Source organism: Pseudomonas sp. LFS074 (genome assembly GCF_047978165.1).
Lineage (GTDB): Bacteria > Pseudomonadota > Gammaproteobacteria > Pseudomonadales > Pseudomonadaceae > Aquipseudomonas > Aquipseudomonas putida_P.
In genome coordinates this window covers 635,093-660,780 of the sequence record NZ_JBFPFV010000002.1, presented here as the reverse complement: position 1 = coordinate 660,780, position 25,688 = coordinate 635,093, and the positions used below count along the sequence as shown (strand labels likewise).

The 25,688-nt window shown below is 62.7% G+C and carries 23 protein-coding genes; 11 read left to right on the top strand and 12 right to left on the bottom strand.

Features of this window, described 5'->3' with window-relative positions:
- Positions 1-34: 34 nt before the first annotated feature.
- Together ACNQP3_RS21175 and ACNQP3_RS21170 are read right to left on the bottom strand one after the other, a co-directional pair.
- Positions 35-1,342, bottom strand: coding sequence for an NAD(P)/FAD-dependent oxidoreductase (locus tag ACNQP3_RS21175; protein WP_012273629.1), 1,308 nt, complete (start codon positions 1,340-1,342; stop codon positions 35-37).
- A gap of 24 nt (positions 1,343-1,366) precedes the next feature.
- Positions 1,367-2,731, bottom strand: coding sequence for a glutamine synthetase family protein (locus ACNQP3_RS21170; RefSeq protein ID WP_060492957.1), 1,365 nt, complete (start codon positions 2,729-2,731; stop codon positions 1,367-1,369).
- Between the two features lie 494 nt (positions 2,732-3,225).
- On the opposite strand from ACNQP3_RS21170, the gene hrpA reads away from it, so the two are divergent.
- Together hrpA and ACNQP3_RS21160 are read left to right on the top strand one after the other, a co-directional pair.
- Complete coding sequence (gene hrpA / locus ACNQP3_RS21165; RefSeq protein ID WP_060492953.1) at positions 3,226-7,131, top strand: ATP-dependent RNA helicase HrpA; 3,906 nt, start codon at positions 3,226-3,228, stop codon at positions 7,129-7,131.
- A gap of 235 nt (positions 7,132-7,366) precedes the next feature.
- Entirely contained in the window at positions 7,367-8,488 is a 1,122-nt protein-coding gene (locus tag ACNQP3_RS21160; RefSeq protein ID WP_264316453.1) for a beta-ketoacyl-ACP synthase III, read from the top strand.
- A gap of 116 nt (positions 8,489-8,604) precedes the next feature.
- On the opposite strand, the gene ACNQP3_RS21155 is transcribed toward ACNQP3_RS21160, so the two are convergent.
- Positions 8,605-9,849, bottom strand: coding sequence for a putative porin (locus ACNQP3_RS21155; RefSeq protein WP_012273625.1), 1,245 nt, complete (start codon positions 9,847-9,849; stop codon positions 8,605-8,607).
- Positions 9,850-10,111: 262 nt separating this feature from the next.
- Between ACNQP3_RS21155 and ACNQP3_RS21150 the strand changes: the two genes are divergently transcribed.
- A complete protein-coding gene (locus ACNQP3_RS21150) occupies positions 10,112-11,239 on the top strand; it encodes a GNAT family N-acetyltransferase (RefSeq protein ID WP_060492956.1) in 1,128 nt (375 codons plus the stop codon).
- A 33-nt stretch (positions 11,240-11,272) separates the two neighbouring features.
- On the opposite strand, the gene ACNQP3_RS21145 is transcribed toward ACNQP3_RS21150, so the two are convergent.
- From ACNQP3_RS21145 to ACNQP3_RS21130, 4 genes are all read right to left on the bottom strand, one after another.
- Positions 11,273-13,105, bottom strand: a complete 1,833-nt coding sequence (locus ACNQP3_RS21145; protein ID WP_012273623.1) for an ABC transporter ATP-binding protein — start codon at positions 13,103-13,105, stop codon at positions 11,273-11,275.
- Between the two features lie 63 nt (positions 13,106-13,168).
- The gene (locus ACNQP3_RS21140) at positions 13,169-13,726 is read right to left on the bottom strand and encodes a peptidylprolyl isomerase A (RefSeq protein ID WP_012273622.1); all 558 of its coding nucleotides are present in this window, start codon (positions 13,724-13,726) and stop codon (positions 13,169-13,171) included.
- Positions 13,720-14,532 (bottom strand): alpha/beta fold hydrolase, encoded by an 813-nt coding sequence (locus ACNQP3_RS21135; RefSeq protein ID WP_060492950.1) that lies wholly within the window; start codon positions 14,530-14,532, stop codon positions 13,720-13,722. The genes ACNQP3_RS21140 and ACNQP3_RS21135 overlap by 7 nt, the downstream gene beginning before the upstream one ends.
- 13 nt (positions 14,533-14,545) lie before the next feature.
- Complete coding sequence (locus ACNQP3_RS21130) at positions 14,546-15,469, bottom strand: LysR family transcriptional regulator (RefSeq protein WP_012273620.1); 924 nt, start codon at positions 15,467-15,469, stop codon at positions 14,546-14,548.
- A gap of 48 nt (positions 15,470-15,517) precedes the next feature.
- Between ACNQP3_RS21130 and ACNQP3_RS21125 the strand changes: the two genes are divergently transcribed.
- The 5 genes from ACNQP3_RS21125 to arfB all read left to right on the top strand — a co-directional run bounded on the left by ACNQP3_RS21125 (position 15,518) and on the right by arfB (position 19,017).
- A complete protein-coding gene (locus ACNQP3_RS21125; RefSeq protein WP_012273619.1) occupies positions 15,518-15,841 on the top strand; it encodes a hypothetical protein in 324 nt (107 codons plus the stop codon).
- 100 nt (positions 15,842-15,941) lie between these two features.
- The gene (locus ACNQP3_RS21120) at positions 15,942-16,541 is read left to right on the top strand and encodes an FMN-dependent NADH-azoreductase (protein WP_060492949.1); all 600 of its coding nucleotides are present in this window, start codon (positions 15,942-15,944) and stop codon (positions 16,539-16,541) included.
- A gap of 184 nt (positions 16,542-16,725) precedes the next feature.
- Positions 16,726-17,601, top strand: a complete 876-nt coding sequence (locus ACNQP3_RS21115; RefSeq protein WP_012273617.1) for a carboxylate/amino acid/amine transporter — start codon at positions 16,726-16,728, stop codon at positions 17,599-17,601.
- A 1-nt stretch (position 17,602) separates the two neighbouring features.
- Positions 17,603-18,538: an AEC family transporter gene (locus ACNQP3_RS21110; protein ID WP_264316452.1), complete on the top strand. Its 936-nt coding sequence runs from the start codon at positions 17,603-17,605 to the stop codon at positions 18,536-18,538.
- A 65-nt stretch (positions 18,539-18,603) separates the two neighbouring features.
- On the top strand, positions 18,604-19,017 hold the full coding sequence (arfB, locus tag ACNQP3_RS21105) for an alternative ribosome rescue aminoacyl-tRNA hydrolase ArfB (protein WP_264316451.1): 414 nt from the start codon (positions 18,604-18,606) through the stop codon (positions 19,015-19,017).
- A 16-nt stretch (positions 19,018-19,033) separates the two neighbouring features.
- On the opposite strand, the gene ACNQP3_RS21100 is transcribed toward arfB, so the two are convergent.
- Positions 19,034-20,335, bottom strand: coding sequence for a mechanosensitive ion channel family protein (locus ACNQP3_RS21100; RefSeq protein ID WP_012273614.1), 1,302 nt, complete (start codon positions 20,333-20,335; stop codon positions 19,034-19,036).
- 103 nt (positions 20,336-20,438) lie between these two features.
- Here ACNQP3_RS21100 and ACNQP3_RS21095 point away from each other — a divergent pair, with 103 nt between their 5' ends.
- Complete coding sequence (locus ACNQP3_RS21095; protein ID WP_069943273.1) at positions 20,439-21,800, top strand: DEAD/DEAH box helicase; 1,362 nt, start codon at positions 20,439-20,441, stop codon at positions 21,798-21,800.
- A gap of 122 nt (positions 21,801-21,922) precedes the next feature.
- Here ACNQP3_RS21095 and ACNQP3_RS21090 read toward each other — a convergent pair whose 3' ends face one another.
- The 3 genes from ACNQP3_RS21090 to ACNQP3_RS21080 all read right to left on the bottom strand — a co-directional run bounded on the left by ACNQP3_RS21090 (position 21,923) and on the right by ACNQP3_RS21080 (position 22,873).
- Entirely contained in the window at positions 21,923-22,195 is a 273-nt protein-coding gene (locus ACNQP3_RS21090) for a hypothetical protein (protein ID WP_012273612.1), read from the bottom strand.
- Positions 22,196-22,284: 89 nt separating this feature from the next.
- The gene (locus tag ACNQP3_RS21085) at positions 22,285-22,578 is read right to left on the bottom strand and encodes an addiction module antidote protein (RefSeq protein WP_012273611.1); all 294 of its coding nucleotides are present in this window, start codon (positions 22,576-22,578) and stop codon (positions 22,285-22,287) included.
- Entirely contained in the window at positions 22,571-22,873 is a 303-nt protein-coding gene (locus ACNQP3_RS21080; protein WP_264316450.1) for a type II toxin-antitoxin system RelE/ParE family toxin, read from the bottom strand. Before ACNQP3_RS21080 ends, ACNQP3_RS21085 begins: the two co-directional genes overlap by 8 nt.
- A gap of 176 nt (positions 22,874-23,049) precedes the next feature.
- Here ACNQP3_RS21080 and ACNQP3_RS21075 point away from each other — a divergent pair, with 176 nt between their 5' ends.
- Together ACNQP3_RS21075 and ACNQP3_RS21070 are read left to right on the top strand one after the other, a co-directional pair.
- Complete coding sequence (locus tag ACNQP3_RS21075) at positions 23,050-23,445, top strand: hypothetical protein (RefSeq protein ID WP_012273609.1); 396 nt, start codon at positions 23,050-23,052, stop codon at positions 23,443-23,445.
- A 105-nt stretch (positions 23,446-23,550) separates the two neighbouring features.
- Complete coding sequence (locus ACNQP3_RS21070; RefSeq protein ID WP_012273608.1) at positions 23,551-24,477, top strand: DMT family transporter; 927 nt, start codon at positions 23,551-23,553, stop codon at positions 24,475-24,477.
- On the opposite strand, the gene ACNQP3_RS21065 is transcribed toward ACNQP3_RS21070, so the two are convergent.
- Positions 24,446-25,606, bottom strand: coding sequence for an MFS transporter (locus ACNQP3_RS21065; RefSeq protein ID WP_060515451.1), 1,161 nt, complete (start codon positions 25,604-25,606; stop codon positions 24,446-24,448). The two genes, ACNQP3_RS21070 and ACNQP3_RS21065, sit on opposite strands and share 32 nt — an antisense overlap.
- Between the last annotated feature and the right edge of the window lie 82 nt (positions 25,607-25,688).

The following is a 25,688-nucleotide window of genomic DNA, read 5'->3' as shown; positions in this document are numbered from 1 at the left end:
CACACTGGCCGAGATACTTCTAGAGAAGGTGAAATCAGCGCAGTTTTTCAAGCATCTGGTAGTACCACATCCCCGCCGCCAGCAGCGGGTTCCCCAACAAGTCCCCCATCGGCACCCGCACATGCTTGCACTGGGCAAAGGTGTCGAACTTCTCCAGCGTCCCGGTCAACGCCTCGGCCATGATCTCGCCCATGATGTGGCTGGTGGCAATGCCATGCCCCGAATAACCCTGGCAATACCACACGTTGTCCGACAGCTTGCCCAACTGCGGGATGCGGTTGACCACGATACCCATGGCGCAGCTCCACTGGAACTCGATCGGCACGCCTTTCAATGCCGGGAAGGTGCGCTCGATGCACGGGCGCAGTTCGCCTTCGATGTCCCGTGAGTCACGGCCGGAATAGTTGGCGCCACCGCCGAACAACAAGCGCTTGTCGGCGGTCAGGCGGTAGTAGTCGAGCACGAAGCGGCAGTCGTACACCGCCAAGTCCTGCGGGTTGATCTGTTCGGCCAGCTCACCCAGCGGCGCAGTGGTGACGATGCCGCCCATGGCCGGGAAGATCTTGCCCTTGAGCTGGCGCTTTTCCAGTTTGTGATACACGTCGCCGGCCAGCATCACCTGGCGTGCCTCGACCCTGCCGTGGGCAGTGACTACCGCCGGGCGCGGGCCATGGACGATGTCCAGCACTTCGGAGTTTTCGAAAATCAGTGCGCCCAGGCTGTGCGCAGCTCGGGCTTCACCCAGGCACAGGTTGAGCGGGTGCAGGTGCAAATTGCGCAGGTTTTTCAACGCGCCCAGGTACAACGGGCTTTGCAGGTGCTCGGCCACGGCAGCGCGGTCGAGCAGTTGCACCTGCTCGCCCATGCCACGCCGACGGGCCTCGGCCTCGAATGCGCGCAGCTCGTTCATGTGCGAGGGCTTCATCGCCGCATGCAGATGGCCGTGCTTGAGGTCGCAATCGATGCCATAGCGCGCCACGCGTTGCTCGATCACCTGGTGCCCGCGCCAGCGCAAGCGCCAGATGAAGTCATCGACTTCGCTGCCCAGGTGGCTGCGCATCTGCGAGCGCATGGCCTCGTCGCCCGACAGGCTGCCGGTGACCTGGCCGCCATTGCGCCCGCTGGCGCCCCAGCCGATGCGGTTGGTTTCGACGATGGCGACCTTCAGGCCTCGCTCGGCCAGCTCTACCGCGGTGGCTACGCCAGTGAAGCCACCGCCGATGATGGCTACATCCACCTGTACGGTACCCTTGAGTTGGGGGTACTCGGTGTGGTCGTTGAGGGTGGCGGTGTAGTAGGACGGCGCGCGCTGCGCCGGGCCGTTGTTCAATGCTGCGTTCATGGGTGTTCCTTGTTATGTAGGGGCTCAGGCCTGGTGCAGGTACCAGCGCCAGTCCTGTTCGCTGACTTCGGCCATGAACTGGCGGTACTCGGCGCGCTTGACCTTCAGGTACACGCCAAGGAAGTCTGCGCCCAATGCTTCACGGGCCCAATGGGAGTTTTGCAGGGCGTCGAGGGCGGTCAGCCAGTCGGTGGGCAGGTGTTCGGTGGCCTGGGCATAGCCGTTGCCTTCGACCGGTGCGCCAGGGTCCAGCTGTTCGCGGATGCCTCGGTGGCTGGCTGCAAGGATCGCGGCTGCAGCCAGGTAAGGGTTGGCATCGGCGCCGCAGATGCGGTGTTCCACATGTCGGCTGTTGGCCGGGCCGCCTGGCACGCGCAGGCTCACGGTGCGGTTGTCCACGCCCCAGGTCGGCGCCAGGGGCGCATAGCTGTTGGCCTGGAAGCGGCGGAACGAGTTGGCGTTGGGGCAGAACAGCAGCAGCGAGTCGCGCAGGTGGCGCAGCATGCCAGCCACCGCCTGGCGCAGCAACGGGGTGCCGGCTTTGTCTTCGCTGGCGAACAGGTTGTTGCCCGCGCTGTCGGCCAGGCTCAGGTGCATGTGCATGCCGGTGCCGGCCAGTTGCGCGAATGGCTTGGCCATGAAACAAGCCTGCATGCCGTGGGCATGGGCCACACCTTTCACCAGGCGCTTGTAGCGCACCGCCTGGTCCATCGCCTGCAGTGCATCGCCGTGCTCGAGGGTGATTTCCACCTGGCCGGGGGCGTACTCGGAGATGGCCGTGCGCGCAGGGATGCCCTGGGCCTTGCAGGCGGCGTACAGGTCGGCGAGAAACGGCTCGATCTGCTCCAGTTCGCGCAAGCCATAGACCTGAGTGCTGCGAGGGCGACCGCCATCGTTGTCCAGCGCCGGTTGCGGGCGGCCCTGGGCATCACGCTGCTGGTCGAGCAGGTAGAACTCCAGTTCGCAGGCCATCACCGGGTGATAGCCGTCGGCCTTCAATGCTTCGATGGTGCGCAGCAGCACATGGCGTGGGTCGGCGATGCTCGCCGGCAGGCCCTCGCTCGGGTGCATGCTCACCTGCACGGCGGCGGTAGGCACCCGGCGCCAGGGCAGGCGCACCAGGCTGCCGTCAAGCGGGTAGGCGCGGCAGTCGATATCGCCGACGTCCCACACAAGGCCTGAGTTTTCCACGTCGTCGCCGTTCAGGGTCAGGCCGAGGATGGTGCTGGGCAGTGGCCGGCCGGTCTGGTACACGGCCAGCAGTTCGTCGCGGTGCAGCAGCTTGCCGCGTGGTGCGCCGTTGGCGTCGAGGATGAACAGCTCGAACAGCTCGATATCGGGGTTGTCGGCCAGGAAACGGGTAGCCTGCTCTACGGGTGCAAAGTGCATGATGGATTCGCTCACGAGCGCACAGGGCCTCCGCGCAAGCAGGCGGCCCAGTTGAGTCAAACGGCCAGGGGGAGGCCGGGTTTGGTCACAATGGCGTCAGCGAAGTGTCCGGTGGGCGTGCGTGGCGGCAGTGCCACAGGGCCCAGAAGGCGAGGATGACATGCACCAGCGGATTTTCCCCGGCACGTCTCCGGGCCTTCGCTAGCGAAGGGCGGCACGACGGTGGGGCGATGGGCTGGGCGGGAGTCATGCCTTTGATACTCACATGCGGCGTAAGGTTGATTAAAGCAGTGAATGGCAACCTTTACATCGTACCTGGCTAAACATTGCCTGGAAGGCCGCTCGTTCAATGTGGGAGCGGCCCTTTCGCGACTCAAGGCCGCTCCCACAGGGATCGTGCAGGCAGCAGAAAATCGGCAAATCTGCGACAATCGCCCGACTTACCGAATGCCGATCATGAAAAAGCAGGCTCACCTGCATCACTAAAAAGCCCCATGACTGACCACGCCATCGACAAACTGCTGCAAAACCTCGACCACGCCATGATTGCCGACCGTCATCGTCTGCGCCGGCAACTGCACGAACTGCGCAAGCGTCCCGATGAGGCAAAGCTGGCGCAGTGGGTGGAAAAGGTCCAGGCCTCCTGCGCCCAGGTCACCGCGCGCCAGCAAAGCGTGCCAACCGTGCGCTACGACGACAACCTGCCGATCGCCGCCAAGCGTGAGGAGATCAAGAAGGCCCTGGCCGAACACCAGGTGCTGGTGATTGCCGGTGAAACCGGCTCGGGCAAGACCACCCAGTTGCCGAAGATCTGCCTGGAACTGGGCCGTGGCAGCCATGGGTTGATCGCCCACACCCAGCCACGCCGGATCGCCGCGCGCAGCGTGGCGGCGCGGGTCGCCGAAGAGCTGGGCACACCCTTGGGCGGGCTGGTTGGCTACCAGGTGCGCTTCGAAGACCAGAGCGATGCCAACACCCTGGTCAAGCTGATGACTGATGGCATCCTGCTGGCTGAAACCCAGCATGACCGCTTCCTCGAGCGCTACGACACGATCATCGTCGACGAGGCCCACGAGCGCAGCCTGAACATCGACTTCCTGCTCGGCTACCTGAAGACGCTGCTGCATCGCCGGCCGGACCTGAAACTGATCATCACTTCGGCCACCATCGACCTGGAGCGCTTCTCCAAACACTTTGACGGCGCGCCGATCATCGAGGTGTCCGGGCGCACCTTCCCGGTGGAAACCTGGTACCGCCCGCTGACCAGCGAGCAGGACGAGGAAGGTAACCAGATCGAGGACGACCTCACCGTCGACCAGGCCATCCTCGCCACCCTGGATGAAGTGGCGCAGCATGAGCGCAGCGAGGGCAAAAGCCCCGGCGATGTGCTGATCTTCCTGCCGGGCGAGCGGGAAATCCGCGATGCCGCGGAGATCCTGCGCAAGGCGCAATTGCGCCACACCGAGATTCTGCCGCTGTACGCGCGGCTGTCGCCTGCCGAACAGCAGCGCATTTTCCAGCCGCACACCGGGCGCCGCGTGGTGCTGGCCACCAACGTCGCCGAAACCTCGCTGACCGTACCTGGCATCCGCTATGTGATCGACACCGGTACCGCGCGGATCAGCCGCTACAGCTACCGCGCCAAGGTCCAGCGCCTGCCCATCGAAGCGGTGTCGCAGGCCAGCGCCAACCAGCGCAAGGGCCGTTGCGGCCGGGTCGAACCGGGCATATGCGTGCGGCTGTACAGCGAAGAGGATTTCAACAGCCGGCCAGCGTTCACCGACCCAGAGATCCTGCGCACCAACCTGGCGGCGGTGATCCTGCAGATGCTGCACCTGCGCCTGGGCGCTATCGATGCCTTCCCGTTCATCGAGCCGCCGGATGGCAAGGCCATCAGCGACGGCTTCAACCTGCTGCAGGAGCTTTCGGCGGTCAACCGCGAGAACCAGCTGACGCCTATCGGCCGCCAGCTGGCGCGTTTGCCAATCGACCCAAGGTTAGGCCGCATGCTGCTCGAAGGCGCACGCCAGGGCAGCTTGCAGGAAGTGCTGATCGTCACCAGTGCGTTGTCGGTGCAGGACCCGCGCGAACGCCCGCCAGAGCGCCAGCAGGCCGCCGACCAGGCGCACGCACAGTGGAAAGACGTGGACTCCGACTTCGCCGCGCTGGTCAACCTGTGGCGTGGTTTTGAGGAACAGCGCCAGGCATTGACCGCCAACCCGCTGCGCAACTGGTGCCGCAAGCACTTCCTGAACTACTTGCGCCTGCGTGAGTGGCGCGATGCCCATCGTCAGCTGGCGCTGATCTGCCGCGACCTGCAGTTGACGGTGAACAAGGAACCGACCGACTACCAGAAGCTGCACAAGGCGATCCTTAGCGGGCTGCTCAGCCAGATCGGCCAGAAGACCGAAGAAGGCGACTACCAAGGCGCCCGCCAGCGGCGCTTCTGGGTGCACCCGTCGTCGGGCCTGGGGCGCAAGCGCCCGCAGTGGGTAATGGCTGCCGAGCTGGTCGAAACCACCAAGCTGTATGCACGCATGGTGGCCAAGATCGAACCGGACTGGATCGAGCCGCTGGCCGGTCACCTGATCAAGAAGAACCACTTCGAGCCGCACTGGGAGAAGAAGCGCGGGCAGGTGGTGGCCTATGAGCAGATCACCCTCTACGGGCTGATTCTGGTCGGCCGTCGGCCTGTGCATTACGGCCCGATCGACCCGGTCACCGCACGCGAGCTGTTCATCCGTGAAGGCCTGGTGGGCGGCGAGATTCAGTCACGGGCCAAGTGCCTGGCGGCCAACAAACGCCTGCTTGAAGAGCTCGACGAGCTGGAGGCCAAGGCTCGTCGGCGCGACATCCTGGCTGACGAAGAAACGCTTTATGCCTTCTACGAAGCGCGTCTGCCGGCGGAAATCCATCAGACCGCGACCTTCGACAGCTGGTACCGCATGGGCAGCCAGAAGGACGCCAACCTGTTGATCATGCGCGAGGAAGACGTGCTGGCCCGTGAGGCTAGCGAAGTGACCGCCGCGCAGTACCCTGACAGCCTGCAAGTGGGCGAGCTGCGCCTGCCGCTGAGTTACCACTTCGAGCCCGGCCACCCCCGCGATGGCGTTACCGTGCGGGTGCCGGCGCCGCTGCTGCCAAGCTTGCCGGGCGAGCGCCTGGAATGGTTGGTGCCAGGCCTGCTGGAGGCCAAGTGCGTGGCGCTGGTGCGCAACCTGCCCAAGGCCCTGCGCAAGAACTTCGTACCGGTGCCGGACTTCGTCAAGGCGTCGCTGGCGCGCATGACCTTCGGCCAAGGGGCACTGCCGCAGGCCCTGGGCCAGGAGCTGTTGCGCATGACCGGTGCGCGCGTGCCGGACGAGGCCTGGGACGAATCGGTCAACTTGGTCGAAGGCCATCTGCGCATGAACATCGAGGTGGTCGATGGCCAGGGCAAGTTCCTGGGCGAAGGCCGTGACCTGGCCGAACTGACCGCGCGCTTTGCTGCCGCCAGTCAGGCTGCCCTGGCCGTGCCGCGTGATGCGAAAAGCGAACAGCCGGTGCAGGCCAAGGCCTTCAGCGAAGTGAAGCAGACCGCTCAGCAGAAGATCGCCGGCCTGTCGATGACCGTGTACCCGGCGCTGGTGGAAGACAACGGCACTGTACGTGAAGGGCGCTTCTCGACCCAGGCCGAAGCCGAGTTCCAACACCGCCGTGCATTGCAACGGCTGTTGTTGCAGCAATTGGCCGAGCCGGCCAAGTTTCTGCGTGGCAAGCTGCCGGGGCTGACTGAACTGGGCCTGCTGTACCGTGAATTGGGCCGGGTCGAGGCGCTGGTCGAAGACATTCTGCTGGCCAGCCTGGACAGTTGCATCCTCGAAGGCGAGCAACCGTTGCCACGTGATGGTGCGGCCTTGGCCGGGCTGGCCGAGCGTAAGCGCGGTAGCTGGGCCGAGCATGCCGAGCGCCTGGCACGCCAGACGCTGGAGGTGTTGAAACTGTGGCATGGCCTGCAGAAGCGCTTCAAGGGCAAGATCGACCTGAGCCAGGCGGTGGCACTGAACGACATCAAGCAGCAGTTGGGCAACCTGGTTTACCCGGGCTTCGTGCGCGAAACGCCAGGGGCCTGGTTCAAGGAACTGCCGCGTTACCTCAAGGCGGTGGAGCTGCGCCTGGAGAAGCTGGGGTCGCAAGTGCAGAAGGACCGGGTGTGGAGCGGTGAGCTGGCCAACCTGTGGGCGCAGTACAAGGCCCGTGCCGACAAGCATGCCCAGGAAGGCAAGCGCGATGAGCAACTGGCCTTGTACCGCTGGTGGCTGGAGGAATATCGGGTGTCGCTGTTTGCCCAGCAGCTGGGGACCAAGGTGCCGATTTCCGACAAAAGATTGAGCAAACAATGGAGTCAGGTGGAAGGCTAAACTTCCACAGTTGTGGCAATATTGATGCAATTTGGGGCCGCTTTGCGGCCCTTCGCGGGCACGCCCGCTCCCACAGGTACAGCAGTGTTCTCGGGGGCGACGCGATCCTTGAGGAGCGGGCTTGCCCGCGAACGAGGGCGCAGCCCTCGCCTTTAAATTGGTACTAAAGTGCCATTATCCTGTCATGTTTCCAGCCAGCGCCCTGTGGCGATGGCCTTTGACCAGAGGAACGACCGTGCATAACGTCGTGATCAGCGGCACCGGCCTGTACACCCCGGCCCAGAGCATTTCCAACGAAGAACTGGTGGCCTCCTTCAACGCCTGGTCGCAGCAATTCAACCAGGACAACGCCGCCGCCATCGAGCGTGGTGAACTCGAAGCGGCGCCGCTGTCCGATGCGGCATTCATCGAAAAGGCCTCCGGCATCAAAAGCCGCTTTGTCATGGACAAGGCCGGTATCCTCGACCCGCAGCGTATGAAGCCACGCCTGCCAGAGCGCAGCAACGATGAGCCGTCGGTGCTCTGCGAAATGGCCGTGGCTGCTGCCCGCCAGGCCCTGGAGCGCGCTGGGCGCACCGCTGCCGATGTCGACGGGGTGATCGTCGCCTGCTCCAACCTGCAGCGCCCGTACCCGGCCATTGCCATCGAGGTGCAGCAGGCGCTGGGTATCCAGGGCTTTGCCTTCGACATGAACGTGGCGTGTTCGTCGGCCACCTTCGGCATCCAGACCGCCGCCAACAGCGTGGCCCTGGGCCAGGCCCGGGCAGTGCTGATGGTCAACCCGGAGGTGTGCACCGGCCACCTGAACTTCCGTGACCGTGACAGCCATTTCATTTTCGGTGATGCCGCCACCGCGGTACTGATCGAGCGTGCCGACCAGGCCACCTCGGCGCACCAGTTCGACATCGTCAGCAGCAAGCTGTGGACCGAGTTCTCCAACAACATCCGCAACAACTTCGGTTTCCTCAACCGTGCGGCGGAAGAGGGCGAAGGCGCAGCGGACAAGCTGTTCATCCAGGAAGGCCGCAAGGTGTTCCGTGAGGTGTGCCCGAAAGTGGCCGAGCTGATCGGTGAGCACCTGCAGGAAAACGGCCTGCAACCGAGCGATGTGAAGCGTTTCTGGCTGCACCAGGCCAACCTCAGCATGAACCACCTGATCGTCAAGAAACTGCTGGGACGTGAAGTGGCCGAGCAAGATGCACCGGTGATTCTGGACCGTTACGCCAATACCAGTTCGGCCGGGTCGGTGATTGCCTTCCACCTGTACCAGGATGACCTGGCCAAGGGCTCGCTGGGTGTGTTGAGCTCGTTTGGTGCGGGGTATTCGATTGGTAGCGTGATTCTGCGCAAGCGCTGATTGCTTGGGGCCGCTTTGCGGCCCATTCGCAGCACAGTTTCACAGGCAAAAAAAAGCGGGAAACGCCGTATGGGGTCGGCGTTTCCCGCTTCAGGTGAAGCAGAGGCGTTTGCAGCTTAGAACTTGGCTTCCAGGTCTACCTGCAGGGTGTCTACGTCAGCATCGCTGTTCGGCAGGTTGGAGTAGTCGGTCTTGGCCATCATGTAGGCCGCGCCCAGGGCGAAGTTCTTGTCGATTTCGTAACCCACTTTGAACTTGTGGCCACGGGAACCGGTGAAACCGTTGCCGAAGTCAGAGTCGGTGAACAGGCTGACGACACCGTTGCGCTGCACGTCGCGGTAGTTGTAGTCCAGGCTCCAGGCACCGATCTTGCTCTTCAGGCCGGCCAGCCATGCCTTGTCCTTGCCATCGGTGCTTTCGGTGTTCTTGACGAACTGGCCGTAAGCCGACAGAGGGATGGCGAAGCCGGTAAAGTCGACCTGACCGAAGCCTTCCACCAGGTTGAATTCGTCGGTGGTGTTGCCCAGCGAGCGCAGGGCTGCCGAGGCCTTGTCGTTGTCGTAGCCGTAGATGCTGCCACCAACGGTAACCTTGACGGTATCCGCCGCGTTGAACTTGGTACCCAGCTGGGCCGCATACAGCTGTGCGTCGTGCTTGAACTGCACGCCGTCGCCGTCGACGTTGTCCTTCAGGTTGTAGTGGCCGATGCTGCCGAACACTTCGGCCGGGCCGAGGTTGGTCTTGTAGGTGGCGGCCACACCTTCCGGGTTGATGTCGCTGTCCCAGATGATGTCGCCCATGCTCACCCATGGCTGCATCATCTTGCCGCCGATCAGGTGCAGGTTCGGCACGGCGGTCGGGTGCCAGTCGAGGTACGCCAGGTCGACCCACAGCGATTTCTTCTCGAAGTAGTTGTCCAGGCTCTGGTTGGTCGAGCGGGCGTCGGCGCTGCTGCCGGTGGCCACACGCACACCGGCGTCGACCTGCGGGTTGATCTCGCTGTAGAAGCCGACACGGGCACGTACGCGCTCACGGTCCTGGTTACCACTGCGGGAGATCGGGTTGTCGACGTTGACGTCTTCGTAGCGCAGGCGCACGTCACCCTTGATCTGGGTCTTGGCGGCCCATGCCACTTTTTGTTCAAAGGAGCTCATACGTTCGGACTGAGCTTTCTGGTCGGCCTTTTCCTTGGTTTCTTTTGCCAGGTCGCCCTGCAGTTCGTTGTACTGCGCCTGGTTGATCGAGCCATTGGCGCGGAGCATTTCGAGCAGCTTGGCGTCGACAGCAGCACTGGCCGGGGCGCTCAGAGCCAGCATCATGCCGGTGAGGCTCACTCCGGTAAGTGTAGAAACAAGACGCATAAGGTTCTCCCTACTGAAAAAAATGGGGGAGGCTCAAGCGCCTGCCCCTGCGTTGGCATGTCTTCGGAAAGGGCCTGAATAGACAGGTTCTGGGGTTCCGGAAAACAGGCGCAAGTATTGCGGGGGGCAATGACAGATTAATGTCTAATTAGTGGCACTGTTGTTAAGTAATTGAGAATAAAAGGATCAGCCTGGCGATCGTCATTTGAGTGGCGGGCATTCCTTGGGGATACTGAAGGCCTTCAGACAGCGAGCCGAAACCGTGACCAGCCTGTACAGCCTTGCCCATTTACGTGATCTTCCGGCGACCACCTGGGATGCCCTGGTGCCAGCCGGTCAACCGTTCCTGCGCCATGCATTTCTCAGTGCCATGGAGGACAGCGGCAGCGTGGCGCGCAACACCGGCTGGGCCGCCGAGCACCTGGTGCTGGAGCGTGACGGGCAGGTAAGGGCGCTGTTGCCGGCGTACCGCAAGTGGCACTCGTTTGGCGAGTACGTGTTCGATCATGGCTGGGCCGATGCCTGTGAGCGGGCCGGCATCGCCTACTACCCCAAGTTGCTCGGCGCGGTGCCGTTCAGCCCGGTCAGCGGGCCACGCCTGCTGGCGGCTGACCCGGCTGACGGCTTGCTGATGCTGCAGGCCCTGCCGGAGTATCTGGGCAAGGGCGGGCTATCCGGTGCGCACATCAATTTCACCGACCCGGCACTGGATGCGCAGCTGGCTGGCTTGCCTGGCTGGATGGAACGCCTGGGTTGCCAGTTTCACTGGCAAAACAGAGGGTATCGCGACTTCCAGGACTTTCTCGACAGCCTCAGCTCACGCAAGCGCAAACAGATGCGCAAGGAGCGCGAGCAGGTGGCGGGGCAGGGCATCGACTTTCGCTGGTACCGCGGCGATGAGCTGGACGAGGCGCAGTGGGATTTCGTCTTCCTGTGTTATGCCAACACCTATGCGGTGCGCCGCCGTGCACCTTACCTCACCCGCGATTTTTTCAGCCTGCTGGCCGAGCGCATGCCCGAGGCCGTGCGTGTGGTAATGGCGCGCCAGGGCGGGCGTGATGTGGCGATGGCCTTGAGCCTGGTAGGTGGCGACAGCCTGTTCGGCCGTTACTGGGGCTGCCTGGATGAGTTCGACCGGCTGCATTTCGAGACGTGTTTCTACCAGGGCATGGACTTTGCCATTGCCGAGGGCTATCAGCGTTTCGATGCCGGGGCACAGGGTGAGCACAAGCTGATTCGCGGGTTCGAGCCGGTGTTGACGCGCTCCTGGCACTACCTGCTGCACCCAGGACTACGGCGGGCGGTGGAGGAATTTCTGCAGCAGGAGCGGGAAGGGGTGAAGGGGTATGCCGAGGAGGCCAGGGAGATGTTGCCCTATCGTCGGGACTGAGTTGTTTCAGGCTGTCACCCATCCTGTGGGAGCCTAATCGACCCCGACAAAGCCCCCGGTCTGGTGGTGCCACAAGCGGGCATACAAGCCTTGTTGCTCCAGTAGCTCACTGTGGCTGCCACTTTCGACAATCCGCCCCTTGTCCAGCACCACCAGCCTATCCATGCGGGCAATGGTCGACAGCCGGTGGGCGATGGCAATCACTGTCTTGCCCTGCATCAGCGTCTCCAGGCTTTCCTGAATCGCTGCCTCCACTTCCGAGTCCAGCGCCGACGTGGCTTCGTCCATGATCAGGATCGGCGCATTCTTCAACAGCACCCGGGCGATGGCGATGCGCTGGCGCTGGCCACCCGACAACTTGACCCCGCGTTCACCTACATGGGCATCGAAGCCGGTGCGCCCCTGGGCGTCCGACAGCTGCGGGATGAACTCGTCGGCGCGGGCACGACGCACGGCTTCGAGCAACTCGGCCTCGCTGGCGCCGGGGCGGCCATATAGCAGGTTGTCGCGGATCGAGCGGTGCAGCAACGAGGTGTCCTGGGTGATCATGCCAATTTGTGCGCGCAGGCTGGCCTGGCTCACTTGGGCAATGTCCTGGCCATCGATGAGGATGCGCCCACCCTGCACGTCGTACAGGCGCAGCAGCAGGTTGACCAGGGTCGACTTGCCCGCCCCGGACGGGCCGATCAAGCCGATTTTCTCGCCTGGGCGAATGTTCAGGTCAAGCCCTTCGATAACGTAGGCGGCTTTGCCGTAGTGGAAATCGACGTCCTCGAATCGCACCGCGCCTCGGCTGACCTTGAGTGCCGGCGCATTGGGCAGGTCGGTGACCGTGACTGGCTGGGCGATGGTCTGCAGGCCGTCCTGGACCATGCCGATGTTCTCGAAGATGCCGTTGACCACCCACATGATCCAGCCCGACATGTTGACGATACGGATCACCAGGCCGGTGGCCAGGGCGATGGCGCCGACCGTGATCATTGATTGGCTCCACAGCCACAGCGCAAGCCCCGTGGTGGTGACCACCAGCAGGCCATTGAGGGTGGTGATGACCACGTCCATGCTGGTGACCACGCGCGATGCAAGCTGGGTTTTTTCGGTCTGTTCGCGGATCGCTTCGCGTGCGTATTGCTGTTCGTAATCGGTGTGGGCGAACAGCTTCAGGGTGGCGATGTTGGTGTAGCCATCGACGATGCGCCCCATCAGCTTGGAACGGGCGTCGGAGGAGATCACCGAGCGTTCCTTGACCCTTGGCACGAAGTAGAAGAGCGCGGCGATGTAGCCGACGATCCACAGCAGCAGCGGCAGCATCAGGCGCCAGTCGGCCTCGGCGAACAGCACCAGCGAGGTGATGGCGTAGATCAGCACGTGCCACAGCGCGTCCACGGCCTGCACAGCGGAGTCGCGCAGGGAGTTGCCGGTCTGCATGATGCGCTGGGCGATGCGCCCGGCAAAGTCGCTTTGGAAGAAGTTCAGGCTCTGCTTGAGCACGTAGGTGTGGTTTTGCCAGCGGATCAGGCTGGTCATGCCGGGGTTGATGGTCTGGTGCACCAGCAGGTCGTGCAGGCCGAAAAACACCGGCCGCAGCAGCAGGATCACCACCAGCATCCAGATCAGCTCGCCACTGTGCTCGCTGAAGAAGTTGGCATTGGGCGTGCCCTGGGCCAGGTCGATGATGCGGCTGAGGTAGCTGAACATCGCCACCTCGATCAGCGAGGCGAACAGGCCGACCACCAGCAGGGCCAGGAAGCTAGGCCACACCTGGCGCAGGTAATACAGGTAGAACGGCCACACGGTAGTCGGCGGTGACTCGCTGGGGGCTTCGCGAAAAATGTCGATCAGTTGCTCGAAACGGCGGTACAGCATGGGTAACGGCACTCCTGTTCCATCCTGCCCTCAGGCGGTTTCACGTCCCTGTGAAGCCTGCGGTCAGTCGATGCGTTTGGCCGACTTGATGTACACCGGGTCCGCCGGTACATCGCGCATGCCTTTCTTGATGGTGGTCGGCGAATTGACGATCTGGTCGACCACTTCCATGCCCTTGGTCACCTTGCCGAATACGGCGTAGCCACGGTCACGCCCTGGGTTGAGGAAATCGTTGTCGGCCACGTTGATGAAGAACTGGCTGGTGGCGGAGTTCGGGTCCGAGGTGCGCGCCATCGACAGGGTGCCACGGGTGTTCAGCAGGCCATTGCTGGCTTCGTTCTTGATCGGGTCGTTGGTGTTCTTCTGCACCATCTGGTCAGTGAAGCCGCCGCCCTGCACCATGAAGCCCGGGATCACCCGGTGGAAAATCGTGTTGTTGTAGAAACCGCTGTCGACGTACTGCAGGAAATTCTTCGTGCTGACCGGTGCCTTCTCGGCGTTCAGCTCGATTTCGACCTGGCCGAAGCTGGTGTCCAGCAGAACGTGCGGGGTCTTGTCAGAGGCCATGACGCTGGTGGCGAAGGCGACCGAACAGGCGGTGAGCAGGAGTTTTTTCAGCATGGGCTCAAAGATCCTTGAGAGGTGGAGGCGGCTGCGAGGAACTGCAGCAGGGTCTGGTTGAAGACCTCGGGTTGATCGAGGGGTGTAGCGTGCCGGGAATCGTCGACGACGACCAGCCTGGCATTGGGCATAAGGGCGACGTAGCGTTCTTTCAGTTGTATCGGGGTGTAATCGTGGTCGGCGGCGATGACCAGGGTAGGACAGTGGATCTGCCCGATGCGTTCCTGCACGCCCCAGTCGACAATGGCGTCGAAACTCTTGAGGTAGGCGCGTTTGTCATTGCGTGCCCAGCGCTGGGCCATCGTCTGCCGCAGGTTTGCTTGTCGGGGCTTGGGGAACAGCCGCTCGGCCAGGCCCTTGCCAACGGTTTCGACACTCAGGACACGCGCCAGGCCCCAGCGCTTGAACCACCATACCCAGTCACTGCGGGTGCGGCGCTTGACTTCGGGGGCACTGTTGACGATGCACAAGCTGCGCAGCCATTGCGGGTGGTCGACGGCAAACTGGAAGCCGATCATGCCACCCATGGACAGGCCGACGAAGTGTACGGGGCCTGTGTGCAGGTGTTCGAGCAAGGCCAGCAGGTCGGCACTGAAGGTGGCGATCTGGTAACCGTCGCGGGGTTTGTCGGAACGGCCGTGGCCACGGATGTCCATGAGGATTACCCGGTAGTGGCGGCTGAGCGCCGGCACCTGCAACTCCCAGTCCTGGCAGCTTGAGCCCAGACCGTGCAGCAACACCAGGGGTTCGCCCTGGCCATATTCCTCGTAATGCAGTGCGCATCCTTCGTGTTCGAAATAGGCCATGGGCGCGGTCCTCTCAAGCTTGTGGGGGGGCTGCGAAGGGCACGTCCAGTGGCGCGGTGTCGAAATTGCGCAGCAGGTCGATGAGAATCTGCGTAGCCGGGCCCAGGGTCTTCTCTTTGCTCGAATAAAGGTAGAACAGCGGGTGACGGCTGCCACCCTGATCTAGCGGTAAAGGCTTGAGCACGCCTTCGCGCAGTTCACGCTCGATCATGTGCCGGGGCAGCCAGGCAAAGCCCAGGCCGCTGCTGACGAAGGTGGCAGCGGTGCCCAGGCTGCCGACGGTCCAGCGTTGTTCGGCACCCAGCCAGCCGACGTCGCGTGGCTGGGCGCGGCCGGAGTCGCGGATCACCACCTGCAGTTGGCTTTCCAGGTCCTGGAAGGTCAGTTCGCGGCCCAGGCGGTGCAGGCTGTGTTCGGGGTGAGCGACGGCGACAAACTCGACCGCGCTCAGTTCGGCGCCCAGGTAGCCGCCGATGCTGTAACTGCTGATGGCCAGGTCGGCGATGCCTTCGTGCATCACTTCTTCTACGCCAGACAGCACTTCTTCACGCAGGCGCACCCGGCAGCCGCGGCTCTGTGGCATGAATGCGGCCAGCGCGCGCACCAGGCGGGCACTGGGGTAGGCGGCATCGACCACCAGGCGCACTTCGGCTTCCCAGCCCTGTTCCATGTGGTGGGCAAGGTCTTCGAGCTGGCTGGCCTGCTTGACCAGGTGGCGCGAGCGGCGCAGCAGCACATTGCCGGCCTCGGTCAGCACCGCCTTGCGGCCATCGATGCGCAACAGCGGCACACCCAGTTGCTCTTGCATGCGGGCCACGGTGTAGCTGACCGAGGACTGCGAGCGGTGCAACGCCTCGGCGGCCTGGGCAAACCCGCCGTGATCGACCACTGCTTGCAGGGTTCGCCACTGGTCTAGGGTTACGCGCGGCGCTTTCATCTTTCGCTCCTGTTGTCCTAAGCTGCGCTCTTTCAAGGAGAGCGGCCGATGAAGAAATGTTGTGCGGCAATACTTATGTGCCTGCCCCTCGCGGCCATGGCGTACCCCATCGATGTGGAGAAAGAGCTGACCGGGGTCAAGCTCGACTACACCGCCTATGACACGGCCTACGACATCGGCGCCATCACCCTCAACAACTATGGGCAGGTCCCGGCGGCGTGCAAGGTGACCTTTCGCAATGGCCCGGAGGCACCGCGCGTGCGACGGGTGAACGTACCGGCCGGTAAAAGCGTCGATGTCACCGCCAAATTCAATCGGCAGATCATCAAGCTGCGGATCGCCTTGAGCTGCAGCGCGGAACAAACTGATTAATCGATTGATTGAACCCACTTTTTACGCTTTTTTATCGATAGGTCAAGCCTTAATCTCACCTCCATCGAATCGCAACCCTATTTGCCGATGGAGGCACCCCATGTCCCGCGTACTGATCATCGAAAGCAGCGCCCGCCAGCAGGATTCCGTTTCCCGTCAGCTGACCGCTGATTTCATCCAGCAATGGCAGGCTGCTCACCCGGCCGATCAGATCACGGTGCGCGACCTGGCGGTCAACCCGGTGCCGCATCTGGATGCCAACCTGCTGGGTGGCTGGATGAAACCCGAAGAACAGCGCAGCGCCGCCGAATTGGATGCCCTGGCCCGATCCAACGAATTGACTGATGAGTTGCTGGCAGCCGACGTGCTGGTGATGGCCGCACCGATGTACAACTTCACCATCCCCAGCACCCTCAAGGCCTGGTTGGACCATGTGCTGCGCGCCGGCATCACCTTCAAGTACACGCCTACTGGCCCACAAGGCCTGCTGACCGGCAAGCGCGCCATCGTCCTGACTGCCCGCGGCGGTATCCATGCCGGTGCCAGCAGCGACCACCAGGAACCGTACCTGCGCCAGGTGATGGCCTTCATCGGTATTCATGATGTCGACTTCATCCATGCCGAAGGCCTGAACATGAGCGGCGAATTCCACGAGAAGGGCCTCAACCAGGCCAAGGCCAAGCTGGCGGCGGTAGCCTGAGATTCACTGAATTCCCAACCCTGACACCTGTTGTTGCTCCTTTGGGTGTATCTGCCCGGCCTGCATGGCCGGTTTTTTTTTGCCCGGCATTTTGTGCAGGCCAGTGCAGCCCCTACATTCCTCATGGTTGAACTCATTTGCCGCAACCCGCTAAGGTCGCGGCCTTGATTCACGAGAGGCAACCATGGGCTACCTGATAATCGTCGCGCTGATCCAGGCGTTTTCCTTCAGCCTGATCGGCGAGTACCTGGCCGGGCACGTCGACAGCTACTTCGCTGTGCTCGCACGGGTACTGTTGGCGGGCCTCGTGTTCCTGCCGCTGACCCGCTGGCGCCAGGTCGAGCCGCGCTTCATGCGCTCGATGCTGCTGATCGGCGCGCTGCAGTACGGCATCACCTACGTCTGCCTGTACCTGAGTTTCCGCGTGCTCACGGTGCCAGAGGTGCTGCTGTTCACCATTCTCACGCCGTTGCATGTGACCCTGATCGAAGACGCCATGAACCGGCGCTTCAACCCTTGGGCGCTGCTGGCCGCGCTGGTTGCGGTGGCGGGCGCCGGGGTGATCCGCTTCGACAGCATCAGCGGCGAGTTCTTCATCGGCTTCCTGTTGCTGCAGCTGGCCAACTTCACCTATGCCGCCGGCCAGGTGCTGTACCGCCACCTGGTTGCGCGCTACCCCAGCGACCTACCGCACTACGCCCGCTTTGGCTATTTCTACCTCGGCGCCTTGCTGGTGGTGCTACCGGCCTTTTTGTTGTTCGGCAACACGCAACACCTGCCGAGCACCGATGTGCAATGGCTGGTGCTGCTGTTCCTGGGCCTGTGCCCGACCGCGCTGGGGCTGTACTGGTGGAACAAGGGCGCATGCCTGGTTTCTGGCGGCACACTGGCGGTGATGAACAACCTGCATGTGCCGGTCGGGCTGCTGCTGAACCTGCTGATCTGGAACCAGCACGAGCCGCTGGGGCGGCTGTTCATCGGCGGCGGGATCATCCTGGCGTCGGTGTGGCTGAGCCGCCTGGGTGGCCGTGCGCAGGCGCCGATGGCCGGCAAGGCCTGACATGCACACCATCTTCGTCATCGTCGCACCGATTTTCGCCTTGATTCTGGTCGGCTACTTGTGCCGCAAAACCAACAAGCTGGGCGACAAGGCCGCCGCCGAAATCAACAAGATGGTGGTCTGGCTGTGCCTGCCGGCGTTGCTGTTCAAGGTGACGGCCACTGCCACCTGGAGCGAGATCTGGCACCCGGGGTTCATCGCAGCCTTCGTCGCGGGGGCCCTGGCCATGTTCGTAATCACCTTGCTGTGGCGCTTGACCAGTGGCCATGGCCTGGTGGCGTCGAGCATCGACGGGCTCAGTGCCGGGTATGCCAACACCGGCTATATAGGCATCCCGTTGTGCCTGCTGCTGTTCGGCCAGGCGGGCTTGCAGCCGGCGCTGATCTCCTCTTTGATCGTGGTGTGCCTGGTGTTTGCCATTTCCCTGACGCTGATCGAGGTCGGGCTGCAGGAAGAACGGCAAATCGGCCGCGCCATCGTGGTGGTTGGCAAGGCGCTGGCGAAGAATCCGTTGGTGATCTCGCCATTGGCGGGGGCGGCCTGGGCGGTGTCTGGCTGGGGATTGGCAGAGCCGGTGATGCATTTTCTCGACATGCTGGCGTTGGCGACCACGCCGTGCGCGCTGGTGTCGTTGGGCGCCTTCCTGGCCGAAAAGCGCCCAGGTGCGCAGGCCAGCCCATGGCCGCTGGTGGTCATGAAACTGGTGGGGCAGCCGGCGCTGACCTGGGTGCTGGCGTACAAGGTGTTCAGCCTGCCGAGCATGTGGGCGGCTTCGGCGGTGCTGCTGGCAGCGCTGCCGACCGGGACCGGCCCGTTCATGCTGGCGGAGTATTACAACCGTGAGGCGGGGCTGATTTCGCGCACGATCCTGCTGTCGACGGTGGCGTCGCTGGTGACCTTGACCGGGTTGCTGTACCTGCTGGGGTATGCGGGGTAGCGGCTGCTGTACTATGGCCGCGCGGCGCAGGCTGTGATAATGGGGGCAATCACAGGGGCCTTATCATGCTGACCATCTCCAACAATGTGCATCTGCCGGATGCCGACATCGAACTGACCTACATCCGTGCGCAAGGCGCGGGTGGGCAGAATGTCAACAAGGTGTCCAGCGCCGTGCACCTGCGCTTCGACATTCCGGCCTCGTCACTGCCCGAGTTCTACAAGGAACGGCTGTTGGCGCTGCGTGACAATCGCATCACCGGCGACGGCGTGTTGATCATCAAGGCCCAACAGTACCGCACCCAGGACCAAAACCGCGCTGACGCCCTGGCGCGTCTTGCCGAGTTGATCATCGCGGCCACCAAGACCGAGAAGAAACGCCGCCCCACCAAGCCCACCCTCGGCTCGAAGACCCGCCGCCTTGAAGGGAAAGCCAGGCGGAGCACTGTCAAGGCGGGCAGGGGCAAGGTGGACTTCTAGTGCAGCCCCGGTAATCTCAAGCTTCGCTCAGCTGTTCCAGGCGATGCTGGACAGGCTCTTGCGCCAAACGCCCGCTCAACCCCACCCGCATGTCATTGCCGCTCGGCTGCTGATACAGGCTCAAGCCGAACTCTGGCAACACCGCCAGCAGGTAGTCGAAGATATCCCCCTGGATCCGCTCATACTCCGCCCATGCCGTGGTGGTGGTGAAGCAGTAGATTTCCAGCGGCACGCCTTCGGCGGTGGTCTGCATCTGCCGCACCATGCAGGTCATGTTCGGGTGAACGTTGGGGTGGTTCTTCAGGTAAGCCAGGGCAAACGCGCGGAAGGTGCCGATGTTGGTCAGCTTGCGGCGATTGGCCGACAGCTCGGCGACAGGCCCCAGGGCTTCGTTCCAGTTCTGCAGCTCCTGGCGCTTGCCTGCCAGGTAATCGCCAAGCAACTGAACCTGGCTCAGGCGCTGTTCCTCTTCGCGGGTAAGGAAGCGCACGCCGGCGGCATCGATGAACAGGCTGCGTTTGATTCGCCGGCCCCCGGATTGCTGCATGCCGCGATAGTTGCGGAACGACTCGCTCATCAGGCGCCAGGTGGGGATGGAAACGATGGTCTTGTCGAAGTTCTGCACCTTCACCGTGTGCAGGGTGATATCCACCACGTCACCATCGGCACCTACCTGCGGCATTTCGATCCAGTCACCCACATGCAGCATGTCGTTGCTGGTCAACTGCACGCTGGCGACGAACGACAGCAGGGTGTCCTTGTACACCAACAGCAGCACCGCCGACATGGCACCCAGACCCGACAGCAGCAGCAACGGCGAACGGTCGATCAGGGTGGCGACGATGACGATCGAGGCGAAGATCCACAACATCATCTTGGCCAGTTGCACGTAGCCCTTGATCGAGCGGGTGCGGGCGTGTTCGGTGCGAGCATAGATGTCGAGCAGGGCATCCAGCAGGCACGACAGCGCCATGGTCATGAACAGCAGGGTAAACGCCAGGGCGACATTGCCGAGGAAGTGCTGGGCGGTGTCGGACAGCTCCGGCACCAGCTTCAGGCCGAACTGCAGTACCAGCGACGGGGTGGTTTGCGCCAGGCGGTGGAACACCTTGTTGTGGCGCAGGTCGTCCAGCCACTTCAGCGCTGGCTGGCGGGCCAGCAGGCGCGCGCCGTGCAGCATGAGGAAGCGCGCCAGGCGGCCGACCACCAGAGAAATCAGCAGCAACACCGCCAAGCCGATGGCAGCGTGCAACATGGGATGTTGGTCGAGGGTGCCCCACAGGTCGAGGGAGTCACGCCAGATTCTTTGTATATCCATGGGCTTGCGTACAGTCTTGTTGCGAAACGAAGCATCATTAGAGCGCGGATGGCGACAAAGTTGCCAAAAGAAATTCGGCTAAGGCGGCAGAAAACGTTACCCTATGCAACTGAATTTCCCGCACTTGCCTGAGGTTACCTCCGTGTTCTCCCAATTCGCCCTGCATGAACGCCTGCTTAAAGCCGTGGCCGAGCTTAAATTTGTCGAGCCAACCCCGGTGCAGGCCGCGGCCATCCCCCTGGCCCTGCAAGGGCGTGACCTGCGCGTGACCGCGCAGACCGGCAGCGGCAAGACCGCGGCTTTCGTGCTGCCGCTGCTCAACCGTCTGGTCGACCTGAGCGGCCCGCGTGTCGAAATCCGCGCGCTGATCCTGCTGCCGACCCGCGAACTGGCCCAGCAAACCCTCAAGCAGGTACAGCTGTTCTCGCAGTTCACCTACATCAAGTCGGGCCTGGTCACCGGCGGCGAAGACTTCAAGGAACAGGCCGCCATGCTGCGCAAAGTGCCGGACGTGCTGATCGGCACCCCGGGCCGCCTGCTTGAGCAACTGAATGCCGGCAACCTCGACCTGTCCCATGTGAAGGTGCTGATCCTCGACGAAGCCGACCGCATGCTCGACATGGGCTTTGCCGAAGACATGGAGCGCCTGTGCAAGGAGTGCGAGAACCGCGAGCAGACCCTGCTGTTCTCCGCCACTACCGGTGGCGCGGCCCTGCGCGACATCATCGGCAAAGTGCTGAAAGACCCTGAGCACCTGATGCTCAACAGTGTTTCGCAACTGGCCGAAGGCACCCGCCAGCAGATCATCACCGCCGACCACGACCAGCACAAAGAGCAGATCGCCCAGTGGCTGCTGGCCAACGAAACCTTCGACAAGGCGATTATCTTCACCAACACCCGCGCCATGGCCGACCGCATCTACGGTCACCTGGTGGCCAAGGACGTGAAAGCCTTCGTGCTGCATGGCGAGAAAGACCAGAAGGACCGCAAGTTGGCCATCGAGCGCTTCAAACAGGGCAGCTCCAAGGTACTGGTAGCCACCGACGTGGCAGCCCGTGGCCTGGACATCGACGGCCTGGACCTGGTGATCAACTTCGACATGCCACGCAGCGGTGACGAGTACGTACACCGTGTGGGCCGCACTGGCCGTGCCGGTGGTGAAGGCCTGGCGATCTCGCTGATCACCCACAACGACTGGAACCTGATGTCGAGCATCGAGCGCTACCTCAAGCAGCAGTTCGAGCGCCGGGTGATCAAGGAAGTGAAGGGCACTTACAGCGGGCCGAAGAAGGTCAAGGCTTCGGGCAAGGCTGTTGGGGCCAAGAAGAAGAAAGTTGACAAGAAGACCGGTGACAAGAAGGCTGCCGCCAAGCGCAAGCCAACCGCCAAGCCGAGGGCCAACGCACCGCTGGCCAGCGCTGATGGCCTGGCGCCGCTCAAGAAGCGTAAGCCTGCTGCCGAGTAAATTTCAGTAGGTGTACTGGCTTCTTCGCGGGCAAGCCAGCTCCCACAAGAACATCACGGGTTCTGATGGCTGTGTTGTTCCTGTGGGGGCGGGTTTGCCTGCGAGAGGGGCGCAGGCGGCCACTAATCGGCCTTCTTCTCTGCCGTTTTCAATTCCTTGATCCGCTGATCGATCAGCTGACACTTGTCGGGCAAGTCCTTGCTCGCCGTCTCCAAATCCATCCCCTGAAGCTCGTCATTGATCTCCTTGGCCTTCTGCGGGTTTTGTTCGGTCAATTGCGTGACCAACCCGGCAAGCTCTTCACGTTTTTGCGTTGCTTCTTCCGGTGTGCAGGCCCAGGCGGGCAGGGCGCAGAGCAGGGCTGTGGCGCAGGCAATGGGCAGTAGCGGTTTCATCCTTTCTACCTCCAGCGGTGGCTATGCGCGGTGGAGGGCTAAAGGGGCGTGGTAGTTCAGCGTTAACGACCGATGGCGGAAACAGTCACTCAGCCAGCAAGGTGGGGGCGCGCCGTCATGTCTATGCCTAATGCCTTCATTACGGTCAGGAACGACTTCAGGGTCGGGTTGCCGTGCTCGCTGAAAGAGCGGTAGAGCTGTTCGCGAGACAGGCCAGTTTCTTTGGCCAGTTCGCTCATGCCCTTTGCACGGGCCACCACGCCAACCGCTTTGGCAACATAGCCGGCATCGCCAGTCTCAAGTGCGTCGGTCATGAACTGCGCGATTGCTTCGGGCGTTGTGAGGTACTCGGCGGGGTCGAATTCGGAAAAGGTTTCAGTCATTTTGCATCCTCCACGAACGCAGAATCTGGTGGGCTGCCTTGATGTCACGCTGTTGGCTGCTTTTGTCGCCACTACATAACAGAATGACGAAAGTGTTGCCCGTCTGATGGAAGTACACCCGGTAGCCAGGCCCGTAGTGAATCCTGAGTTCACTGACGCCATGGCCAACCGGAGATACGTCGCCAGGTAAACCCTCCATTAACCGGTTGATCCGAGAAATGATGCGGGCTCTGGCGCTGCTGTCCCGCAGGCCGGTCACCCAATGTCTGAAACTGCTGGATTCGATTTTCTTCATCGAGTGAATGTAGTTTATAAACTACAGGCGGCAAGTCAGCAAATGGTTTCTGCCTGTTGCCGCCTAAGCGGCTTCTAGCAATGGCATTTCTTCCAGCGTTCATTTTTCGGAACACCGTCCTCACCGGCAGGTCCCAACCTGTGTACCCCTTCCGTCTACAGCAGGAGCCCATCAACATGAGCATCGCCTACGACTGGGACCTGATCGAACGCTTGCTGCACGAAGTGCAGAATGGCGCCGGTCACAGCTTCACGCCCCGCCCTTATGCCGAGCAGCATGCCGCAGCGCTGGCCGCCAAGGGTGAGCCACTGGGCGACTTGGACCACCTGAAAACCCGCGCCTGCGAGTATGAAAAGCTGCTGTTCGAGCGTGGCTTTATCGAGAGCCGGCACGAAGACGACGGCGGCAATGGAGAAAACTTCGTGCTGACCGAACGCGGTTCGCGCTTGATGAGCCTGATCGACAGCAGCATCCCCGGCTTCGAGCACCCGCGCCAAGTGCTGGATGAGCAGGAAGATGCCTTGGACGAAGCGACGTTCGAACGGGTATCTGCGAAGGCACAGATTGCTTGATGTCGTTTTAAGGCTGGCAAGTGCGGCGCTGGAAACCCGATAATCGGTAGCTTCTGAACGCTGCCGAGCCTTGCCCATGCCCACGACGACCCCAGAGGCCCGCTTATGAGCGCGGTCCGCAAGAACCCAGACGCCTTTGCATTCCAGGTGATGCTGGGGCTGTGCCTGATCTGGGGTTGCCAGCAGGTGCTGATCAAGACCGCTGCTGTCGACATCGCCCCGGTGATGCAGGCTGCGCTGCGCAACGGTATCGCTGCCGTGCTGGTGGGCCTGATGCTGTGCTGGCGTGGCGGTTGGGAGCAGGTCGGCAGCACCTGGCGCGCCGGGCTGGTGGCAGGCGGGCTGTTCGGCGTGGAGTTCCTGTTCATTGCCGAGGGCCTGAAACTGACTTCGGCGGCGCATATGTCGGTGTTCCTCTATACCGCGCCCGTATTTACCGCATTGGGCCTGCATTTTCGGCTACCCAGCGAACGCCTGCGGCTGCTGCAGTGGGTGGGCATTTTGCTGGCCTTCGGTGGTATCGCCATGGCCTTTGCCGGTGGCATGTCGTTCGAACACATGGATGGCCGTACCCTGTTGGGTGATGCGTTTGGCGTGATCGCCGGGCTGGCCTGGGGCGCGACCACGGTGGTGGTGCGCTGTTCACGGCTTTCGGAGGCGCCAGCCACCTTGACCCTGTTCTATCAGTTGGCGGTCGGTTTTGCCGGGCTGCTGTTGATTGCCCTGCTCAGCGGGCAGATCGGCGCGGTGTCGCTGACGCCGCTGGCGATGGGCAGCGTGCTGTTCCAAGGGATTGTGGTGTCGTTCATCAGCTATCTCACCTGGTTCTGGTTGCTGCGCAAATACCTGGCGTCGAACTTGGCGGTGTTTTCGTTCATTACCCCGCTGTTCGGGGTGACGTTTGGTGTATTGCTGCTCGATGAGCCACTGAGCGTGAATTTTGTGGTTGGGGCGTTGATGGTGCTGCTGGGGGTGATTCTGGTGAGTGCCGAGCCTTGGGTTAAGCAGCAGTTGCGGCGGTTTGTAGGCTAGTACGGGCCATTCGCACTAGCCCCCCGGCCACTACCAACCCGGCTGCAGCCAGCATCAGCGCCGGCTGTAGCCCGCCGCTGTAATGGCTGCTGAGCGCCGCCAGCAACGGCCCGCTCAACTGCCCCAGGGCAAAGCACGCGGTCAGCAGCCCGGCATTGCGCTGGGTGGCATGTGGTGCCAGCTCCCGCGAGCGCTGCATCACCAATTGCATGCAGGCCAGGAATGGCCCGCCGCACAGCACTACACCCAGCGCCAACCCGATGCCTCCGCCCATCAGGCAGGCCAGCACGCCCAGCCCTTGCAACCACAGGGTGGCCGCGAGCCAGCGCGCGGTGCTACTGCCACGGCGCAGGCTCACCAACAGCACACCCAGCGCCGCCGCCAGGCCGAACGCCGGCCAGAACAGGTCGGCCAGCCACTGCCCGCGAAATTGCTGATTGGCCATCTGTGACAGGAAGGTGGCCGGCAGGATGTAACCCACGCCATACAGTGCATACACCAGCCCCAGGCGGCCAATGCCGCCGCTGCGGGTCGGGCCTTGCTGCTCTGGCGACGGAGCTGGCGCGGCTTGCAGCGACCGTGGCAGCCAGGGCCGCACGGCCAGCAGCATCACCAGTGCAGCCACGGCATAGATCAGCCACAGTGCTGCCGAGCCCAGCCCCAACAGATGCGCCACCAGTGCCAACAGCCCCGTCACGGCGATGCCCAGGCCGGGCCCTGCAAACACCAGGGCACCTAGCCGTTGGCGGTTGTGGGCATTGGCCACCTGTTGGCTGAGGCTGGTGATCATCACCAGCACCCAGGCACTGGCCACGCCGGTGCCAAAGCGCAGCAGCAGGTGGCCCCAGAAGCCTTCGGCAGCCCAAGAGGCCAGTGTCAACAGCACGCACAACCACAGCCCGCCATGCAGGCGCAGACGCACCTGGCCTGGCGAGCGAGCGAACATGGCGTCCACCGCGCCTATGAAATAGCCCAGGTAGTTGGCCGCCGCCACCAGCCCTGCGACTGTCAGGTCGAACTGGCCTTCGGCAATCAGTTGTGGCAATTGCGGGGTGAGGGCGAAACGGCCGATGCCCATGGCCATCATCAGCGCCACGGCGCTGGCCAGCAGTTGAATGAGTGGCGACATGACAGGTCTCCTGCACGGATGTAAGCGATGGTTGGCAGGTTAGGGCGATTTCATTTTCAATAAAATTGAATAATGATGATCA

Bases quoted from the DNA above. Each gene is read 5' to 3' on its own strand.
- ACNQP3_RS21175 (WP_012273629.1), bottom strand. From the start codon at position 1,342: ATGAACGCAGCATTGAACAACGGCCCGGCGCAGCGCGCGCCGTCCTAC.
- ACNQP3_RS21170 (WP_060492957.1), bottom strand. From the start codon at position 2,731: ATGCACTTTGCACCCGTAGAGCAGGCTACCCGTTTCCTGGCCGACAAC.
- hrpA (WP_060492953.1), top strand. From the start codon at position 3,226: ATGACTGACCACGCCATCGACAAACTGCTGCAAAACCTCGACCACGCC.
- ACNQP3_RS21155 (WP_012273625.1), bottom strand. From the start codon at position 9,849: ATGCGTCTTGTTTCTACACTTACCGGAGTGAGCCTCACCGGCATGATG.
- ACNQP3_RS21145 (WP_012273623.1), bottom strand. From the start codon at position 13,105: ATGCTGTACCGCCGTTTCGAGCAACTGATCGACATTTTTCGCGAAGCC.
- ACNQP3_RS21140 (WP_012273622.1), bottom strand. From the start codon at position 13,726: ATGCTGAAAAAACTCCTGCTCACCGCCTGTTCGGTCGCCTTCGCCACC.
- ACNQP3_RS21135 (WP_060492950.1), bottom strand. From the start codon at position 14,532: ATGGCCTATTTCGAACACGAAGGATGCGCACTGCATTACGAGGAATAT.
- ACNQP3_RS21130 (WP_012273620.1), bottom strand. From the start codon at position 15,469: ATGAAAGCGCCGCGCGTAACCCTAGACCAGTGGCGAACCCTGCAAGCA.
- ACNQP3_RS21125 (WP_012273619.1), top strand. From the start codon at position 15,518: ATGAAGAAATGTTGTGCGGCAATACTTATGTGCCTGCCCCTCGCGGCC.
- ACNQP3_RS21120 (WP_060492949.1), top strand. From the start codon at position 15,942: ATGTCCCGCGTACTGATCATCGAAAGCAGCGCCCGCCAGCAGGATTCC.
- ACNQP3_RS21115 (WP_012273617.1), top strand. From the start codon at position 16,726: ATGGGCTACCTGATAATCGTCGCGCTGATCCAGGCGTTTTCCTTCAGC.
- ACNQP3_RS21110 (WP_264316452.1), top strand. From the start codon at position 17,603: ATGCACACCATCTTCGTCATCGTCGCACCGATTTTCGCCTTGATTCTG.
- arfB (WP_264316451.1), top strand. From the start codon at position 18,604: ATGCTGACCATCTCCAACAATGTGCATCTGCCGGATGCCGACATCGAA.
- ACNQP3_RS21100 (WP_012273614.1), bottom strand. From the start codon at position 20,335: ATGGATATACAAAGAATCTGGCGTGACTCCCTCGACCTGTGGGGCACC.
- ACNQP3_RS21095 (WP_069943273.1), top strand. From the start codon at position 20,439: ATGCAACTGAATTTCCCGCACTTGCCTGAGGTTACCTCCGTGTTCTCC.
- ACNQP3_RS21090 (WP_012273612.1), bottom strand. From the start codon at position 22,195: ATGAAACCGCTACTGCCCATTGCCTGCGCCACAGCCCTGCTCTGCGCC.
- ACNQP3_RS21085 (WP_012273611.1), bottom strand. From the start codon at position 22,578: ATGACTGAAACCTTTTCCGAATTCGACCCCGCCGAGTACCTCACAACG.
- ACNQP3_RS21080 (WP_264316450.1), bottom strand. From the start codon at position 22,873: ATGAAGAAAATCGAATCCAGCAGTTTCAGACATTGGGTGACCGGCCTG.
- ACNQP3_RS21075 (WP_012273609.1), top strand. From the start codon at position 23,050: ATGAGCATCGCCTACGACTGGGACCTGATCGAACGCTTGCTGCACGAA.
- ACNQP3_RS21070 (WP_012273608.1), top strand. From the start codon at position 23,551: ATGAGCGCGGTCCGCAAGAACCCAGACGCCTTTGCATTCCAGGTGATG.
- ACNQP3_RS21065 (WP_060515451.1), bottom strand. From the start codon at position 25,606: ATGTCGCCACTCATTCAACTGCTGGCCAGCGCCGTGGCGCTGATGATG.